The organism is Kocuria kalidii, assembly GCF_044462225.1.
In the GTDB taxonomy this organism is placed as follows: Bacteria; Actinomycetota; Actinomycetes; order Actinomycetales; family Micrococcaceae; genus Kocuria; species Kocuria kalidii.
The window spans coordinates 1-17,181 of record NZ_JBISWJ010000010.1; the positions used below are offsets into that span (position 1 = coordinate 1).

The following is a 17,181-nucleotide window of genomic DNA, read 5'->3' on the forward strand; positions in this document are numbered from 1 at the left end:
CCACCGCGAGCGGTCGGACAGGCTCTACTGCAGGTGCGCACCGTTGGTGGCGATGACCTGGCGGTACCAGTCGAAGGACTTCTTCCGGTACCGCTCCAGGGTCCCGGTGCCGTCGTCGTCGCGGTCCACGTAGACGAACCCGTAGCGCTTGCTCATCTGCGCGGTCGAGGCGCTGACCAGGTCGATGCACCCCCAGGTGGTGTAGCCCAGCAGCTCCACCCCGTCGGCGACCGCCTCGCGGACCTGGACCAGGTGGTCGTTGAGGTAGGCGATGCGGTAGTCGTCCACCACGGTCTTCGTGCCGTCGACCTCCACCAGCTCGTCGACCGCCCCGATGCCGTTCTCCACGATGAACAGCGGCTTCTGCCACCGCTCCCAGTAGTCGTTGAGCACCACCCGAAGGCCCTGCGGGTCGATCTGCCAGCCCCACTCGGAGGCCTCCAGCGTCGGGTTGGGGACCCCTCCCATGAGGTTGCCCGCTGCCGCGATCTTCTGTGCCGGGTCGGCCGTCTCGCAGATGCTCATGTAGTAGCTGAAGGACACGAAGTCCACGGTGTGGCGCAGGTCCTCCCGGTCCTGGTCGGTGATCTCCAGCTCGATCCCGTTCTCCCGGAAACGGCGCAGCAGGTACCCCGGGTACTCCCCGCGGCAGTGGACGTCCCCGAAGGCGTAGCTGTCGTGGGCGGTGTGCATCGCCGCCACCACGTCGGAGGGGTCCGGGGTGAGCGGGTAGGTCGGCATGGCGATGATCATGCACCCCACCTGTGCGCCGGGTGCGATCTCACGGGCCAGCCGGGTCGCCCGGGCCGAGGCCACCAGCTCGTGGTGGATCGCCTGGTAGAGGTCCTGCTGGGACAGCTCCTCCTTCGGCGTCGGGATGCCCCCCGAGAGGAACGGCGCGTGGATCACCGAGTTGATCTCGTTGAACGTCAGCCAGTACTTCACTCGCCGGCCGTAGCGCTCGAACAGGGCCCGGCAGTAGTTCTCGTAGAACCCGATGAGCTCCCGGGACGTCCAGCCGTCGTAGGTCCGGGCCAGGTGCAGCGGGGTCTCGTAGTGACTGATGGTCACCAGCGGCTCGATGCCGTGGCGTTCGAGCTCGTCGAGGACCCGGTCGTAGAACGCCAGCCCCTCCTCGTCGGGGGTCTCCTCGTCACCGTGGGGGAAGATCCGGGACCAGGCGATGGAGAAGCGGAAGGTCCTGAACCCCATCTCGGCGAACAGGGCGATGTCCTCGGCGTAGCGGTGGTAGAAGTCGATGGCCTCGAGCTTGAGGTTGTCCTCGGTGGGGCCCTCGGTGGGGGGCGTCATGATGCCGTCGGGCATGACGTCCTGGATGGACAGGCCCTTGCCGCCCTCGGCGTAGGCGCCTTCGATCTGGTTGGCGGCGGTGGCCCCGCCCCACAGGAACCCCTGGGGGAAGGTCTGGGGGATAGTCGTCGTCATGGGCTGCTCCTTCGTCTGTCGTCCATCATTCATCAGTGGTGGTGCTGCAGGTGGTGTCTCAGATCTGCACGGTCACGGCCGGCTGACCGTGCGTGACCGCGCCCCGGGCGACCGGGACCACGCTCGCCAGCTGGGCGGTGTTGGTGACGACCACCAGGGTCGTCGGGTCGTAGCCGGCCTCGGCCACCACATCGAGATCGACGACGGCCAGCAGGTCCCCGGCCTGCACGTGGTCGCCGCGGGTGACGGCGGGGCTGAAGCCGTGTCCGTCGAGCTGGACGGTGTCGATGCCGATGTGCACCAGCACCTCCACACCGTCGGCGGACTTGATGCCGTAGGCGTGCCCGGACTTCATCGCGGCCCTCACGGTGCCGGAGATCGGAGCGTGGACGTGCCCGTCGGTGGGGACGATGCCCAGGCCCTTGCCCATGGCCTCGGAGGCGAAGACCTTGTCCGGGACCTCGGCCAGGGCCACAGCTCGGCCGTCGACGGGGGAGAGGACCTCCACGGTGCCGGCGATCCCAGATGCGGTGGCGGTGCCGGTGGGCAGGGTGGCCGTGGCCGGGGCGGCACCGGCCGGGGTGCCGGTGGAGGCGCTGGTGTGCGCGGTACCGGAGGCGCTCGGGGCGCCGTCAGCGGCCGGATCCAGTGCATCGGTGTCCTGGGCCTGGACGTCGGCGGCGGGGACCGCGGTCTCCCGCGGGCCGAACAGGAAGGTCAGGGTGAAGGCGATGACCACGGCGACGCCGGTGCCGATCAGCTGCAGGGCAAAGCTGCCGACCTGCGTGAACGCCGGCAGGGCCAGCAGGGAGGGAAAGACGAAAGCGTTGGCCGCGTTGCCGCCGGCGGCCGCTATGGCCCCGCCCACGACACCGCCGACGATGCCGAAGTAGAAGGGCTTCTTCAGCGGCAGATTCACGCCGTAGATGCCCGGTTCGGTGATTCCGGCCAGGAAACCCGACAGAGCGGCCGGGCCGGCGACCTGACGACGTGCGGCGTTGCGGGTGCGGAAGAACACGGCCAGGGTCGCGGCGGCCTGGGCGAGCACGGCCGCGAGCAGCGGTCCCGTCAGGAGGGAGTGGCCCTGGGTGGCGAGGTCGTTGGTGATGATCGGGATGAAGCCCCAGTGCAGACCGAACAGCACGAACACCTGCCAGAACCCGCCCATGATGGCTCCTGCGAGCCAGGGAGCGACGCCGAAGACCGCGTTGACACCGGAGGAGACGGCCTGCGCGGCCAAGGTGGTGACCGGGCCGACGGTCATGAGGATGAGGGGAACCATGATCAGGATGGTGAGCAGCGGGGTGGTGAAGTTGCGCAGGGCCGAGGGCAGGACCTTGTTGAGGAACCGCTCCAGATATCCCTGCAGCCACACCGCCACGATGATCGGGATGACGGAACTGGTGTAGTTCATCATCACCACCGGCAGGCCCGCGAAGGACACCGGTTCGCCCGCAGCGCCCAGCGCCACGATCGCGGGGTACACCAGCGCCCCGGCGATGGCCATGGACGTGAACTGGTTGGTCTTGAACCGCCGGGCGGCGGTGATCGCCAGGAACAGTGGCAGGAAGTAGAAGATCGAGTCGGCGGCCGCTGCCAGGATGACGTGGGTCTGGGACTCGGCGTCGAGCCAGCCGAACTGGACGGCCATGCTCAAGAAGGCCTTCAGCAGTCCGGCACCGGCCAACGGCCACAGGATCGGGGAGAAGATCGAGGAGATCAGGTCGATCAAGCGGTTGAAGACGTTCCCGCTCGAGGCCACGTCCCCGCCTGCGGTGGCCTCGTCACCGGTGAGCTCGGTGATCTTGCCCAGTTCGGCGTAGACGTGCGGCACGTTGTCACCGATGACGACCTGGTACTGGCCCCCCGCCTGCATCACCGTGATCACCCCCGGCAGCCTCTCGACGGCGGTCTTGTCCGCCTTGGACTCGTCGCGCAGCTTCAGGCGCAGGCGGGTGGCGCAGTGGGTGGCACTGGCGATGTTGTTCTCACCCCCGACCTCGTGCAGGATCCCTTCGGCCAACGACCGGTAGTCCACAGCAGCCATGGCAGACCTTCCTCTCCGATGTCGGGCACAAAAAAAGACCCGAGCCGCACCACTGGTGCGTCTCAGGTCTTGCCCCGTGTCCGGGTGACAATCCTTCGCGGACAGGTATCGTCCGACATCGGAAGCATAAAGGTGATCGCTCTCACGTGCAAGGCGTGCGAGAAGTCATCCGGGTCGGGCCCGACGCACTGCTGCCCGACGGGGCTGCGGAGGACGGACACCTGTGCGAGGGCTCTCCTGCTGCGCACCACAACCGCTGAGGTGGACGCCGAGGCGGGAGGCGACTCTCTCGTCAGCTGCTTCTTCGGTGCTGCCGGTGGTGGCCACCAAGAGAGCCCCTCCGGGGCGGCACGGTCATCGACCCGCGGTCGACCGTGCCGCCCCTTCTTCGAGGGCGGAGGTGCGGGGAGCGACGGTTCCGGCACCTCCCACGACCGGTCGTCGACCAGCCGCCGGGACTCCTTCTGCCGTGTCATGGCGACCACGGCCGTCACCGGCCCGCGCGCCCCGCTGCCCCGAACTCGAGCTGTCGGACCCGCCGCTAGCCGATCGGTGCGGGCGGTCGTTCCCCGCTGAGCACGGCGAGCACGTTGTCGGCGGCGAGCATCGCCATCGCGGTGCGCGTCTCGATCGTGGCGGAGCCCAGGTGCGGCACCAGCACCACGTTGTCGAGCTCCAGCAGCTCGGGATGCACCCGGGGCTCGTGCTCGAAGACGTCCAGCCCGGCACCCGCGATCCGGCCCTCGCGCAGCGCGGACGCGAGCGCCGCCTCGTCGACGATCGGTCCGCGCGCGGTGTTGACGAGGTACGCCGAGCTCTTCATCGCCGTCAGCTGCTCGGCGCCGATCAGGTGGTGCGTGGCGGACCCGTAGGGGCAGTGCAGCGACACGACATCGGAGACGGCCAGCAGCTCGTCGAGATCGACCCGCCGCGCGCCCAGCTCGGCGGCGATGCCGGGATCGATCTCACTGCGCGACTGGTAGACGACCTCCATGCCGAAGGCCCTGGCCCGCCGCGCGGTCGCCTGACCGATGCCGCCCATGCCGACGACGCCGAGGGTCTTGCCCTGCAGGCTGCTGCCGAGCAGGAAGAACATGCCCCACTTCCAGGCCTGGCCGGAGCGGATGAGCCGTTCCCCCTCACCGAGCCGGCGGGTGGCCATGAGGATGAGGCCGAACGCGATGTCGGCGGTGGCGTCCGTGAGCACACCAGGGGTGTTGGTGGCCACGACGCCCCGTTCGGCGCAGGCCGGCACGTCGATGTTGTCGTAGCCGACGGCGACGTTCGCGACCACCTGGAGCTGCGGGCCGGCGGCGTCGAGCAGCTCGGCGTCGACGCGCTCGGTGAGCAGGCTCACGACGGCGTCGGCGCCGGCCACCCGGCGCAGGAGCTCCTCGCGGCCGATCGACTCCGGACCCGGCCAGGCATCGACCTCGTGCGCGGCGCGAAGCTTCTCGACCGCGGCGTCGGGCACACGTCCCGTGACGACGACCCGGCTCATGCCGACTCGATCCACTGGCACAGGCGGCCGAGGCCGTCGCGGATGTCGGGGACGTCGATGCCCGAGTAGGCGAGCCGGATGTACTGCCGCTCCTCGCCGGGCTGGCGCCGGCCGAAGTGCTCACGCGTGCAGAAGGAGACGCCCGTCTGGTGCAGGGCCTCGGTGGCGAAGTCGCCGACGGCCGTGTAGCCCATGCGCTCCATGGCGGCGGTGACGTCGGGGAACAGGTAGAACGTCGACTGCGGGACGGCGACGTGCATGCCGGGGGTGGCGTTCACCAGCTCGCACGCGGCGTCCCGGCGCTCGCGCAGGACGTCGAGCATCTGCTGCACGGGTTCCTGGGTGCCGCGGAGCGCTTCGATGCCGGCCCACTGCACGTAGTGCGTAGTGCACGACTCGTCGTTGGTGTTGAGCGTGCTGAGCACCTTGGCGAGGTGGGGCGGCGCGACGGCGCAGCCGAGGCGCGAGCCGGTCATGGCGAACTTCTTGCTGAACGTGTAGAGGATGACGGTGCGCTCCGCCATGCCGGGGAGCGACGCGATCGAGGTCGAGACCCCCTCGTAGCGCGTCTCGAAATAGGCCTCGTCGGAGAGCACCCAGAGGTTGTGCTCCTGGGCGAGCTGCGCGATGGCCTCGCGCTCGGCCGACGTCGACTCGGCCGAGATGGGGTTCTGCAGGTCGTTGTAGATGATCGCGACCGTGTTCGCGGTGATCGAGGCGCGCACCTGGTCGAGGTCGATCGCGAAGCCCCCCTCCGTGGGGAGGTAGCGGTAGGGCACGGCCGTGCCCCCGAGGTACTCGATCTGCGACTCGTAGATGGGGAAGCCGGGGTTCGGGTAGAGCACCTCCTCGCCGGGGTTCATGACCGCCTGCAGGAACTTCGTGATGACGGGCTTGCCGCCCGTCATCACGACGACGTTGTCGGGGGTGAGGCCGATGCCACGACGCGAGCCGAGGTCGTCGGCGAGGGCCTCGCGCAGCTGCGGGATGCCGGGGCCGGGGCAGTAGCCCGTGTAGCCGTCGGCGATGGCCCGGTTCATCGCCTCGACGATGTGCGGGGCCGTCGGGATGTTGATGTCGCCGAGGTGGAAGGGGTACACGCGGTTCCCCTTCGCCTTCCAGGCGGCGGCGGCTTGGGCGACGCTGAAGGCGGTTTCGGTGCCCAGCCGGTCGAGCCGGTGCGCGAGTTGCGGCATGCTGTTGCACTCCTCATCGAGTTGGCGATCAAGCTCCGGCGGAGCCGGTTCTAATACACGACTAATATATCAGACCGTGCCGTCTGCCCTGTGATCGAGGTCTCACGGAAGACGCTCATGGACCTCGACGTCCACGGCATCGGTGCGTGATCACCGGTGGACGGCGTGGATCTCCCGCGCGAGGGAGACCATGGCGTCGGCTCGACGGGAGCGACGCACGCCGGCGTCCCAGGCGAGGCCGACTCCCACCGGCTGCGGACCCGGTTCCACGGGGCGCGTGGTGAGCGGCCGGCCTCCCCAGGTGAGACTGCTCGAAGGGTGCTGGATCAGGACCGAGTACCCCAGACCCCGCCCGACCAGGGAGCGGGTGAGCTCGAAGTCGGTGGTGCGGAAGCGGACCCGCGGCGTGATGCCGGCCAGGTCGAACAGCGCCATGGTGTTCTCACGGCTCGGGGGCAGGTCCAGGAGGATGAAGGGCTCGGCAGCGAGGAGTTCCAGCGGCAGAGGTCGGTCCCCGTCCTGGGCCAGACGGTGATCGGCGGGAAGCACGACTCGCGGGGTGGCCTCGTAGAGGCGGTGCACCTGGACGTTCGGCGGCAGGGCCACGTCGTAGACCACGGCCAGATCGAGCTGGCCACGGGCCAGCCGGTCCACGAGATCGGCCTGGCTGCCGCTGACGAAGTCCAGGTCCACGCCGGGGTGCCGTTCGGTGTAGGCGGCCAGCAGCTCGGCCAGCACCGTGGGCGCCAGGGTGTGGTAGCTGCCCACCATGAGCGGACCGCGCAGTTCGTCTCCGGAGTCCCGGGCGCGCAGCTCCAGCTCCTCGGCCTCGCCCAGGAGGTTCCGGGCCTGGCGCAGCACGTCGTGCCCGCTGGTCGTGAGGCTCACGCCGTGCGCCCGGCGGCGGACCGTGAGCTGGGTGCGCAGCACCCGCTCCAGGTCGTCCACGGCCCCGGAGACCGCCGAGGGGGAGACGCGCAGCTGCTCGGCGGCTGCGGTGATGCTGCCGTGCTCCGCCACGGCGACGAAGCACTGCAGCTGGCGCAGGGTGTAGCCGACAAGTCTCATCCCCATCCCCTTCCTCTGATTTTCCGGGAAACATAGATCAATTTATGTTCTTTTCCAAGCTTGTGCCCGGAGTCACACTGGGAGGAGTTCTTCCTCCGGCCCCGTGCCGGTCCCGCCGTCCGCGAAAGAGGCCACCGCCATGACCGACACCGCCCCCGAAGCCGTCGACTGCCCCACCGCGGACTGGGTCACCATCCCGGACCTGTACCGGGACCCGTTCCCGATCTACCGGCGGATGCGGGAGGAGGCCCCGGTGCACTGGGTGCCGGCGGTCAACCGGTACATGGTCACCGACTACACCGCCTGCCACATCATCGAGCAGGACGCCGAACGCTTCAGCGCCGACGAGACCGATTCACTCATGAAGCGCTCGATGGGCCACTCGATGCTGCGCAAGGACGACCCCGAGCACAAGGTCGACCGGGACTCCTACGGGGCCACGCTGCGCCCGAAGACCATCAAGCAGCACTGGAACGCGATCTTCGCCACCAACAACCGCACCTACCTGGACGAGCTGAAGGCCAAGGGCCCCGGGGCGGACTTCGTCCGGGACTACGCCGCCCCCTACGCGGCCGAGAACCTCCGGCTGATCTGCGGGTTCCACAACGCCACGCAGCACGACATGCAGCGCTGGAGCCAGACCATGATCGACGGCACCGGCAACTACGCCGACGACCCGGACGTGTGGGCCCAGAGCGAGAAGTCCTCCGCGGAGGTCGACGCCGCCATCGACGAGATGCTGCCCCACCTCCAGGACCACCCCGACCACAGCCTGCTCTCCGGGCTCGCGTCGATGCCGATCCCGCTGGAAGCCATCCGCGCCAACCTCAAGATGACCATCGGCGGGGGCCTCAACGAACCCCGGGACGTGCTCTCCACCACGATCTGGGCGCTGCTCACCCACCCCGAGCAGCTGCACCGGGTGCTCGAGGACCCGTCCCTGCACCTGGCCGCCTTCGAGGAGTCCGTGCGCTGGGTCGCCCCGATCGGCATGTACCCGCGCCAGGTCGTGGCCGACACGGTCCTGGAGGGGATCCGACTGCCCGCCGGGGCCCGGCTGGGCGTGGTGATCGGGGCGGCCAACCGCGACCCGAAGATCTGGGACGACCCCGAATCCTTCGACATCCTCCGGCCCAGACGCCCGCACCTGGCCTTCGGCGGAGGCTCCCACTTCTGCGCCGGCACCTGGGTCGCCCGCGCCTCGGTCGCCCAGATCGCCATGCCCGCCGCGCTCACCGAACTGCCCGGCCTCCGCCTCGACCCGCAGGACCCGCCCCTGGACGCCGGCTGGGTCTTCCGCGGCATGATCCACATGCCCGTCCACTGGAACTGACCCCACCCCGCACCCCCACCGCGCACCCCGCACACCCACTGACTCGCACGAGGAGCTCCCATGCCCACCATCACCTACCACCAGCCCAGCGGTGCAGCCCGCACCCTCACCGTCGACGACGGCACCTCACTGATGCGCGCCGCCGTCACCGACGGCGTCCCCGGCATTGTCGGGGAGTGCGGCGGCCAGGCCATGTGCGCCACCTGCCACGTCTACGTCCGCCCCGGCGCCGAGGAACTCCTGCCGCCCATCGGCGAGGACGAGGACGAGATGCTCGACTGCACCGTGGCCGAGCGCACCGACCGGTCCCGCCTGGGCTGCCAGGTGGCCGTCGGAGGAGAGCTGCAGGACCTCGAGGTCGACGTGCCCGCCGAGCAGGTGTGACCGTGAGCACCGAGGACCACCGGCCCGGGGCCGTCGTCGTCGGCGGCGGCCACGCCGGTCTGCAGGTCGCCGAGACCCTGCGCACCGAGGGATATCAGGGCAGCGTCACGGTGGTCGTCGACGACCCCCACCCGCCCTACCAGCGGCCACCCCTGTCCAAGGACTACCTCGGCGGCAAGGATGCGGCACCCCTGCCTCTGCGCGGCCCCCGGTTCGCCGAGGAGAACCGGATCCGCCTGCGCACCGGCGTCACCGCCACCGGGATCGACCGGCAGCGCCGCACCGTCCGCCTCGACACGGACAAGGAGGTGCCCTACGCGCACCTGGTCCTGGCCACGGGCGCGACCAACCGGCGTCTCACCTGCCCGGGGGGCGAACTGGACGGTGTCCACGGACTGCGCACCCTGGCCGACGCCCAGCGGCTGGGCGCAGCACTGGTCCCGGCCCGCCGGATCGTGGTCATCGGGGCCGGGTTCATCGGCCTCGAGTTCGCCGCGGTCGCCCGGGCCCGCGGGCTGGAGGTCACCGTCCTGGAGTTCGCGCCCCGCCCGATGGGCCGGGCCGTCAGCCCCGTCACCGGGGACTGGTTCGCCCGGGCCCACCTCGAGTCGGGCATCGACCTGCGCCTGGGGGAGGGCATCGAGCGCTGCGACGGGACCGGCCGCGTCGAGGCCGTCGTGTCGACCACGGGGGAGCGGTATCCAGCAGACCTGGTCGTCGTCGGCATCGGCGTGGTGGCCAACACGGCACTGGCCGAGCAGGCCGGGCTCGAGGTCGACAACGGCATCGTCGTCGATGCGTCCCTGCGCACCTCCGATCCGGCGGTGCTCGCCGTCGGGGACTGCGCCAGCTTCCCCAGCGTGCACGCGGGGATCCGGAGCCGGCTGGAGTCGGTGCAGAACGCGACCGATCAGGCCCGCCACGCCGCCCACACCATCCTCGGCCGCACCGACGACTACGACGACCTGCCGTGGTTCTGGAGCCAGCAGGGACCCTGGAAGCTGCAGATCGCCGGGCTGCACCGGACCGGCGACGACACCGTGCTGCGCGGAGACCCCACCACCGGGAAGTTCTCCGTCTACTGCTTCCGGGACGGAGCCCTGGTCGCCGTGGAGTCGATCAACCGCCCCGCCGACCACATGACGGCGCGGAGGCTCATCAACGGGCAGGTACCCCTGACGCCCGAACAGGTCGCCGATCCCAGGACCGACCTGAAAACCCTCAGCCGCTCTGCCGGCGTGGCCTAGGGCGTACCGACCCGCAGCGTGGTCGATGCGCCGGCGCGGGCACAGGCCGCCGGTGCCGGGCGACCCGGCCGTCGGAGGGCGGCCCACCGACGACACCGCCGGTGGGCCGCCCCGATCGTCCTGCTGCTGCGGATCCCTCCGGGCATCCCTGGGTGCGGCACTGCGAACCGCCCCCGGGCGGCCGAGGCGAGTCCCGTTCCGGGGGTGGCGCCCATCACGTCGCATCGTATACGATCTGGAGCAAGAGACCTGGGCCACACCGCTGGACGTTCCTGACCCGGGCCACCTCCGCAGACCACGAAGGCAGGACGGCATGGCAGAGACGACACCGGCTCCTCCGGGGGCCACGGGACCCGTTGACTTCACCGACAGGGCGAACCGCCCCGGGAAGGTCATCGCCCTGCACCTGAACTATCCCTCCCGCATCGCCCAGCGGGGCCGCTCCCCGAAGTTCCCCGGCTACTTCCTCAAGGCCGGAACCTCGATCGCCCGGACCGGCGCCACGATCGAGCGCCCGGCCGGCACGGAGCTGCTCGCCTACGAGGGCGAGATCGCGCTGGTCATCGGGCAGACGTGCCGCCGCGTGCGCCCGGAGGAGGGGTGGGCCATGGTCTCCGGCATCACCGCCGCCAACGACTGGGGCCTCTACGACCTGCGCCACGCCGACAAGGGCTCCAACGTCAAGAACAAGTCCGGGGACGGCTACACCCCGCTGGGCCCGGAGGTCATCCCGGCCGCCGGGCTCGATCCGGCCGCGCTGCGCATCCGGACCTGGGTCAACGGACAGCTCGTCCAGGACGACACCACCGAGGCGCTGGTCTTCCCCTTCGGCCAGCTCGTGGCGGACCTGTCCCAGCTCATGACGCTGGAGGAGGGCGACGTCATCCTGACGGGCACCCCGGCCGGCTCCTCCGTGGCCCGGCCGGGCGACGTCGTGGAGGTCGAGGTGGACGCGCCCGAGGCGCCCGGCGCTCCCTCCAGCGGACGGCTGGTCACGCGTGTGGTGGCCGGGGAGCAACCGATGGCGCCCTACGGGCACGGCCCCCAGGTGGACGACACCCAGCGGGAGGAGGCCTGGGGGTCCCGGGACGCCGCCGGGCTGCCGCCGGCCGCGGCGGACGCCGAGCCGTACCACTACGTGCCCGCCACTCCGGTCCCCGACCGCAGCCTGCTCACCGACGAGCTCACCGCGAAGATCAACGAGACGGCCGTGGCCACCATCACCGCGCAGCTGCGCAAGCGGGGGATCGACAACGCCACGATCGACGGCGTGCGGCCCACCCATCCCGGCCGCCGCATCCTCGGCTACGCCAAGACGCTGCGCTACGTGCCCAACCGGGAGGACCTGTTCACGGCCTTCGGCGGCGGGTTCAACGCCCAGAAGCGCGCCATGGACACGGTGCAGCCGGACGACGTGGTGGTCATGGAGGCCCGCGGTGAGAAGGGGACCGGCACCCTCGGCGACGTCCTCGCCCTGCGCGCCCAGGTGCGCGGCGCCAACGCGGTGATCACCGACGGCGGCGTGCGGGACAGCGCCGCCGTCGCCGAGGTCGGCATCCAGGTCTACTCCAACGGCGCCCACCCGGCCGTGCTCGGCCGCCGCCACATCCCCTGGGAGGTCGGCGGGACGGTGGCCTGCGGCGGGACCACCGTCCAGCCGGGCGACATCGTCATCGGCGACGACGACGGCGTCGTGGTCGTCCCCCCGCAGCTGGTGACCGAGGTGATCGCCGACGCCTGGGAGCAGGAGCAGCAGGACGCCTGGGTGTACGACCGGGTGGCCGAGGGCCACCCCGTGGACGGACTGTTCCCGCCCAACGCCGAGTGGAGGCGCAGGTACCAGGAGCACCAGGAGCTGCGCGACGCCCAGGACACCCGGTGAGCACCGAGGTCCTCCGGTCCAAGTCGGAGCTGGCCTACCAGTCCATCCTCGAGGGGGTCCAGCAGGGCCGCTTCGCCCCGGGCAGCCGCCTGGTGCTGGCCCAGCTGGCCGCCGAGCTCGGGATGTCCGTGGTGCCGGTGCGCGAGGCCGTGCGGCGGCTGCAGCAGGACGGCCTGGTGGCCTACGAGCGCAACGTCGGGGCCACCGTGGTGGGCATCGACCCCGTGGAGTACCGGAACACCATGGAGACGCTGGCCCTGGTCGAGGGATTCTCCACCGCCCAGTGCGCGCCGCTGGTCACCGGGGCCGAGCTGCACCAGGCGCGGGGGATCAACGAGCAGATGCGCCGGGTGCTGGACGAGTTCGACCCGGTGAGGTTCACCACGCTGAACAAGCAGTTCCACTCCACGCTCTACGAGCACCACCAGAACGCGCACATCCTCGACCTGGTGCACCGCGGCTGGAACCGGCTGGCCGCCCTGCGCTCGTCCACCTTCGCGTACGTCCCCGGCCGGGCCCATGCCTCCGTGGACGAGCACGACCACCTGCTGGACCTCATCGCCGAGGGCGCGCCCTTCGACGCCGTCGAGGCCGCCGCGCGACAGCACCGCCTCAACACGCTCGACGCCTACCTGGCGTCGCTGACGACACCGCACGACGCCGCACGCCGAAAGGACACACCATGAGCACCGAGAACACCACCACCGCCGCACGACGCTGGGTTCCGGCCAACCTGCCGGAGAGGATCCAGCACTACATCGGCGGCGAGCACGTCGACTCGATCGACGGCGACACCTTCGACGTGCTGGACCCGGTCAGCAACCAGCCCTACCTGAAGGCCGCCTCCGGCAAGGTCGCCGACATCGACGCCGCCGTCGCGGCCGCCAAGGACGCCTTCGAGAACGGCCCGTGGCCGAGCATGCTCCCGCGCGAACGCTCCCGGGTGCTGCACCGGATCGCCGACATCGTGGAGTCCCGCGGCCAGGACCTGGCCGAGATGGAGTGCTTCGACACCGGCCTGCCGATCAAGCAGGCGCTCGGCCAGGCCCGCCGCGCCGCCGAGAACTTCCGCTTCTTCGCGGACCTGATCGTCGCCCAGCACGACGACGCGTTCAAGGTCCCCGGCCGGCAGGCCAACTACGTCAACCGCAAGCCGATCGGCGTGGCCGGGCTCATCACCCCGTGGAACACGCCGTTCATGCTGGAGTCCTGGAAGCTGGGCCCGGCCCTGGCCACCGGCAACACCGTGGTGCTCAAGCCGGCGGAGTTCACCCCGCTGTCCGCGTCCCTGTGGCCGGGCATCTTCGAGGAGGCAGGCCTGCCGGCGGGTGTGTTCAACATCGTCCACGGCTACGGCGAGGAGGGCTTCGCCGGCGACTCCCTGGTCAAGCACCCGGACGTCCCGCTGATCTCCTTCACCGGCGAGTCCCGCACCGGCCAGATCATCTTCGCCAACGCCGCGCCGTTCCTGAAGGGCCTGTCCATGGAGCTGGGGGGCAAGTCCCCCGCGGTCGTCTTCGAGGACGCGGACCTGGAGGCGGCCATCGACGCGACGATCTTCGGCGTCTTCTCCCTCAACGGCGAACGCTGCACCGCGGGCTCGCGGATCCTGGTCCAGCGCGGCATCTACGACGAGTTCGTGTCCCGCTACTCCGCCCAGGCCCAGCGCGTGAAGGTGGGTCTTCCGCACGACGAGGCCACCGAGGTCGGCGCCCTGGTGCACCCCGAGCACTTCGAGAAGGTCATGTCCTACGTGGAGATCGGCAAGGGCGAGGCCCGCCTGACCGCCGGCGGCGGCCGTCCGGACGAGTTCCCCGAGGGCAACTTCGTCCAGCCGACCGTCTTCGCCGACGTCGCCCCGGACGCCCGGATCTTCCAGGAGGAGATCTTCGGACCCGTCGTGTCGATCACCCCGTTCGACACGGACGAGGAGGCGCTGGCGCTGGCTAACAACACCAAGTACGGCCTGGCCGCCTACATCTGGACGAACGATCTGAAGCGGTCCCACAACTTCGCCCAGAACGTCGAGGCCGGGATGGTGTGGCTGAACTCCAACAACGTCCGCGACCTGCGCACCCCCTTCGGCGGCGTGAAGGCCTCGGGTCTGGGCCACGAGGGCGGGTACCGGTCCATCGACTTCTACACGGACCAGCAGGCCGTGCACATCAACCTCGGCGAGGTGCACAACCCCGTCTTCGGCCGCCAGGAGCAGGCCTCCGAGGAGCTCCAGGCCTGATCCTCCCCGCCTCCTGACACCCACCACTCATCACGAAGGACAGCACCATGACCCACCTCGACGACCGGACGATGACGTCCTCCGGCTTCTACGTCTCGCAGGAAGCCCCGATCCGTTCCGACAACCCGATCCCGACACCGCAGGCCCCCGCGCCGGACATCCTGCGCTGCGCCTACATGGAGCTCGTGGTCACCGACCTGAAGCGTTCGCGGCAGTTCTACGTGGACGTGCTGGGGCTGACCGTGACCGAGGAGGACGGGGACGCCGTCTACCTGCGGTCCCTGGAGGAGTTCATCCACCACAACCTCGTGCTGCGGCAGGGCCCGGTGGCCGCCGTCGCCGCCTTCTCCTACCGCGTGCGCACCCCGGAGGACCTGGACCGGGCCGTGGCCTTCTACGAGGAGCTCGGCTGCCGCGTGGAGCGCCGCCCGGAGGGCTTCACCAAGGGCATCGGCGACTCGGTGCGCGTCCAGGACCCGCTGGGCTTCCCGTACGAGTTCTTCCACGACGTCGAGCACGTCGAGCGGCTGGCCTGGCGCTACGACCTGTACACCCCGGGCGCCCTGGTCCGGCTGGACCACTTCAACCAGGTCACCCCGGACGTGCCCCGCGCCGTGGCGTACATGCAGGACCTGGGCTTCCGCGTCACCGAGGACATCCAGGACGACGAGGGCACCACCTACGCCGCCTGGATGCGCCGCAAGCCGACCGTGCACGACACCGCCATGACCGGCGGCGACGGCCCCCGGATGCACCACGTCGCCTTCGCCACCCACGAGAAGCACAACATCCTGGCGATCTGCGACAAGATGGGCGCCCTGCGCATCTCCGACCGCATCGAGCGCGGCCCCGGCCGCCACGGCGTCTCCAACGCGTTCTACCTGTACATCCTCGACCCGGACGGCCACCGGATCGAGATCTACACCCAGGACTACTACACCGGGGACCCGGACAACCCGGTCGTCACCTGGGACGTGCACGACAACCAGCGCCGTGACTTCTGGGGCAACCCGGTGGTCCCGTCCTGGTACTCGGAGGCCTCCCTGGTCCTGGACCTGGACGGCAACCCGCAGGAGGTCGTGAAGCGCACCGAGAGCTCCGAGATGGAGGTGACCATCGGCGCCGACGGGTTCTCCTACACCCGGGAGGGCGACGAGAACGGCACCTACACGGGCGAGGCCGCCAAGGGCTTCAAGCTCGGGAACCAGCTCTGAGCGGGGGCGAGGACGATGCTGGACCACGAGACCCATGTGAAGATCGCCGATGAGCTGCACCGGGCCGGGCTGGACCGCACGCCGGTGCCGCGGCTGACCCAGCGGTACCCGCAGATGGAGATCGAGGACTCCTACGCGGTGCAGAGGATCTGGGCGCAGCGGCAGGAGGAGGCCGGCCGCACCAAGGCCGGGCACAAGATCGGCCTGACCTCCAAGGCCATGCAGGACGCCACCGGCATCGACGAGCCGGACTACGGGGTGATCTTCGACGACCAGGTGGTCGAGTCCGGCCACGTCTACGAATGGGCGGGGTACACCCACCCGCGCATCGAGATGGAGCTGGCCTTCGTCCTGAAGGAGGACCTCGCCGGCCCCGGCGTGAACCTCTTCGACGTGCTGCGGGCCACCGAGTACGTGGTGCCGGCCCTCGAGGTGCTGGACTCGCGCATCGAGATGGAGGGCCGGACCATCACCGACACCATCTCGGACAACGCCGCGCTCGGCTCCATGGTGATCGGGGGCCGCCCGGTCGCCCCGGACGCCGTCGACCTGCGCTGGGTCGCCGGGGCGCTGTGGCGCAACGAGGAGATCATCGAGACCGGGGTGGCCTCCGGGGTGCTCAACCACCCGGCCAACGGCGTGCACTGGCTGGCGAACCGGATCGCCGGCCACGGGGACCGGCTGGAGGCCGGGGAGATCATCCTCGCCGGGTCCTTCACCCGCCCCATGTGGGTCCACGCCGGGGACACCGTGTACGCCGACTACGGACAGTTAGGGACCATCACATGCCGATTCGCCTAGAACCACAGCCCAGCCTCAAGGACCTTTTCACCACATCGGCGCGCGCCGGCCGGAACGGCCGCCCCGCCGCCGGGATGTTCGTCAACTCCGGCGATCCGTCGACCACCGAGATCTGCGCGTCCGCCGGTCTGGACTACCTCCTGCTCGACGGCGAGCACGCGCCGCTGGGGCTGGAGACCGTCCAGTCCCAGCTGCGGGCCATGGCCGGCTACCCGGTCGTCCCCGTGGTGCGCGTGCCCGCCCTGGACACCGTGCTGGTCAAGCAGTACCTCGACCTGGGCGCACAGTCCCTGGTCATCCCGATGGTGGACAGCGCCGGGGACGCCGAGGCGGCGGTGCGCGCCATGCACTACCCGCCGCACGGGGTCCGGGGCGTCGGTTCGGCACTGGCCCGTTCGGCGCGGTGGAACCGGATCCCGGACTACCTGGACCGGGCCGCCGACCTGGTCACGCTGGTCGTCCAGGTCGAGTCCGCCGCCGCCGTCGGCAACGCCGGGGAGATCGCCGCGGTCGACGGCGTCGACGGTGTCTTCATCGGCCCGTCCGACCTGGCCGCCTCCATGGGCCTGCTCGGCCAGCAGGACCACCCGGACGTGGTCGCGGCCGTGAAGACCGTGATCGACCGGGTCCGGGCGACCGGGAAGTTCGTCGGCGTCAATGCGTTCGCCGCCGACCGGGCCCGCGACTACGCGGCGGCCGGGGCCGACTTCGTGAACGTCGGGGCCGACGTCGCACTCCTGGCCCGGGCCACCGAGGCCCTCGCCGACACCTGGTGCGGCGCGGCCGCACCGACCGCATAGACCGCATAGACCGCATAGACCGACCG

Annotated in this window: 14 protein-coding genes; 9 read left to right on the top strand and 5 right to left on the bottom strand. The window is 70.4% G+C overall.

Features of this window, described 5'->3' with window-relative positions; all coding sequences use genetic code 11:
- Positions 1-24: 24 nt before the first annotated feature.
- The 5 genes from ACH9D3_RS01530 to ACH9D3_RS01550 all read right to left on the bottom strand — a co-directional run bounded on the left by ACH9D3_RS01530 (position 25) and on the right by ACH9D3_RS01550 (position 7,258).
- Positions 25-1,446: a family 1 glycosylhydrolase gene (locus ACH9D3_RS01530; protein WP_396409596.1), complete on the bottom strand. Its 1,422-nt coding sequence runs from the start codon at positions 1,444-1,446 to the stop codon at positions 25-27.
- A 58-nt stretch (positions 1,447-1,504) separates the two neighbouring features.
- Positions 1,505-3,493, bottom strand: a complete 1,989-nt coding sequence (locus ACH9D3_RS01535; RefSeq protein WP_396409597.1) for a beta-glucoside-specific PTS transporter subunit IIABC — start codon at positions 3,491-3,493, stop codon at positions 1,505-1,507.
- Positions 3,494-4,034: 541 nt separating this feature from the next.
- Positions 4,035-4,994, bottom strand: a complete 960-nt coding sequence (locus ACH9D3_RS01540) for an NAD(P)-dependent oxidoreductase (protein ID WP_396409598.1) — start codon at positions 4,992-4,994, stop codon at positions 4,035-4,037.
- Positions 4,991-6,190 carry a pyridoxal phosphate-dependent aminotransferase gene (locus ACH9D3_RS01545; RefSeq protein WP_396398125.1) on the bottom strand — a complete coding sequence of 400 codons (1,200 nt, stop codon included), beginning with the start codon at positions 6,188-6,190 and terminating at the stop codon, positions 4,991-4,993. The genes ACH9D3_RS01540 and ACH9D3_RS01545 overlap by 4 nt, the downstream gene beginning before the upstream one ends.
- 150 nt (positions 6,191-6,340) lie before the next feature.
- Positions 6,341-7,258, bottom strand: a complete 918-nt coding sequence (locus ACH9D3_RS01550) for a LysR substrate-binding domain-containing protein (protein WP_396409599.1) — start codon at positions 7,256-7,258, stop codon at positions 6,341-6,343.
- Positions 7,259-7,397: 139 nt separating this feature from the next.
- Here ACH9D3_RS01550 and ACH9D3_RS01555 point away from each other — a divergent pair, with 139 nt between their 5' ends.
- The 9 genes from ACH9D3_RS01555 to ACH9D3_RS01595 all read left to right on the top strand — a co-directional run bounded on the left by ACH9D3_RS01555 (position 7,398) and on the right by ACH9D3_RS01595 (position 17,155).
- On the top strand, positions 7,398-8,591 hold the full coding sequence (locus ACH9D3_RS01555) for a cytochrome P450 (RefSeq protein WP_396409600.1): 1,194 nt from the start codon (positions 7,398-7,400) through the stop codon (positions 8,589-8,591).
- A gap of 60 nt (positions 8,592-8,651) precedes the next feature.
- On the top strand, positions 8,652-8,975 hold the full coding sequence (locus ACH9D3_RS01560) for a 2Fe-2S iron-sulfur cluster-binding protein (RefSeq protein ID WP_396398128.1): 324 nt from the start codon (positions 8,652-8,654) through the stop codon (positions 8,973-8,975).
- Between the two features lie 2 nt (positions 8,976-8,977).
- Positions 8,978-10,222: an FAD-dependent oxidoreductase gene (locus ACH9D3_RS01565; protein ID WP_396409601.1), complete on the top strand. Its 1,245-nt coding sequence runs from the start codon at positions 8,978-8,980 to the stop codon at positions 10,220-10,222.
- 313 nt (positions 10,223-10,535) lie between these two features.
- Complete coding sequence (locus tag ACH9D3_RS01570) at positions 10,536-12,104, top strand: fumarylacetoacetate hydrolase family protein (protein ID WP_396409602.1); 1,569 nt, start codon at positions 10,536-10,538, stop codon at positions 12,102-12,104.
- Positions 12,101-12,790 (top strand): FCD domain-containing protein, encoded by a 690-nt coding sequence (locus tag ACH9D3_RS01575; protein ID WP_396409603.1) that lies wholly within the window; start codon positions 12,101-12,103, stop codon positions 12,788-12,790. The genes ACH9D3_RS01570 and ACH9D3_RS01575 overlap by 4 nt, the downstream gene beginning before the upstream one ends.
- Positions 12,787-14,340: an aldehyde dehydrogenase gene (locus ACH9D3_RS01580; protein ID WP_396409604.1), complete on the top strand. Its 1,554-nt coding sequence runs from the start codon at positions 12,787-12,789 to the stop codon at positions 14,338-14,340. The genes ACH9D3_RS01575 and ACH9D3_RS01580 overlap by 4 nt, the downstream gene beginning before the upstream one ends.
- A gap of 47 nt (positions 14,341-14,387) precedes the next feature.
- Positions 14,388-15,554 (top strand): 3,4-dihydroxyphenylacetate 2,3-dioxygenase, encoded by a 1,167-nt coding sequence (gene hpaD / locus ACH9D3_RS01585; protein ID WP_396409605.1) that lies wholly within the window; start codon positions 14,388-14,390, stop codon positions 15,552-15,554.
- Between the two features lie 15 nt (positions 15,555-15,569).
- A complete protein-coding gene (locus tag ACH9D3_RS01590) occupies positions 15,570-16,355 on the top strand; it encodes a 2-keto-4-pentenoate hydratase (RefSeq protein ID WP_396398135.1) in 786 nt (261 codons plus the stop codon).
- Complete coding sequence (locus ACH9D3_RS01595; protein WP_396409606.1) at positions 16,340-17,155, top strand: aldolase/citrate lyase family protein; 816 nt, start codon at positions 16,340-16,342, stop codon at positions 17,153-17,155. The genes ACH9D3_RS01590 and ACH9D3_RS01595 overlap by 16 nt, the downstream gene beginning before the upstream one ends.
- Positions 17,156-17,181 lie beyond the last annotated feature (26 nt).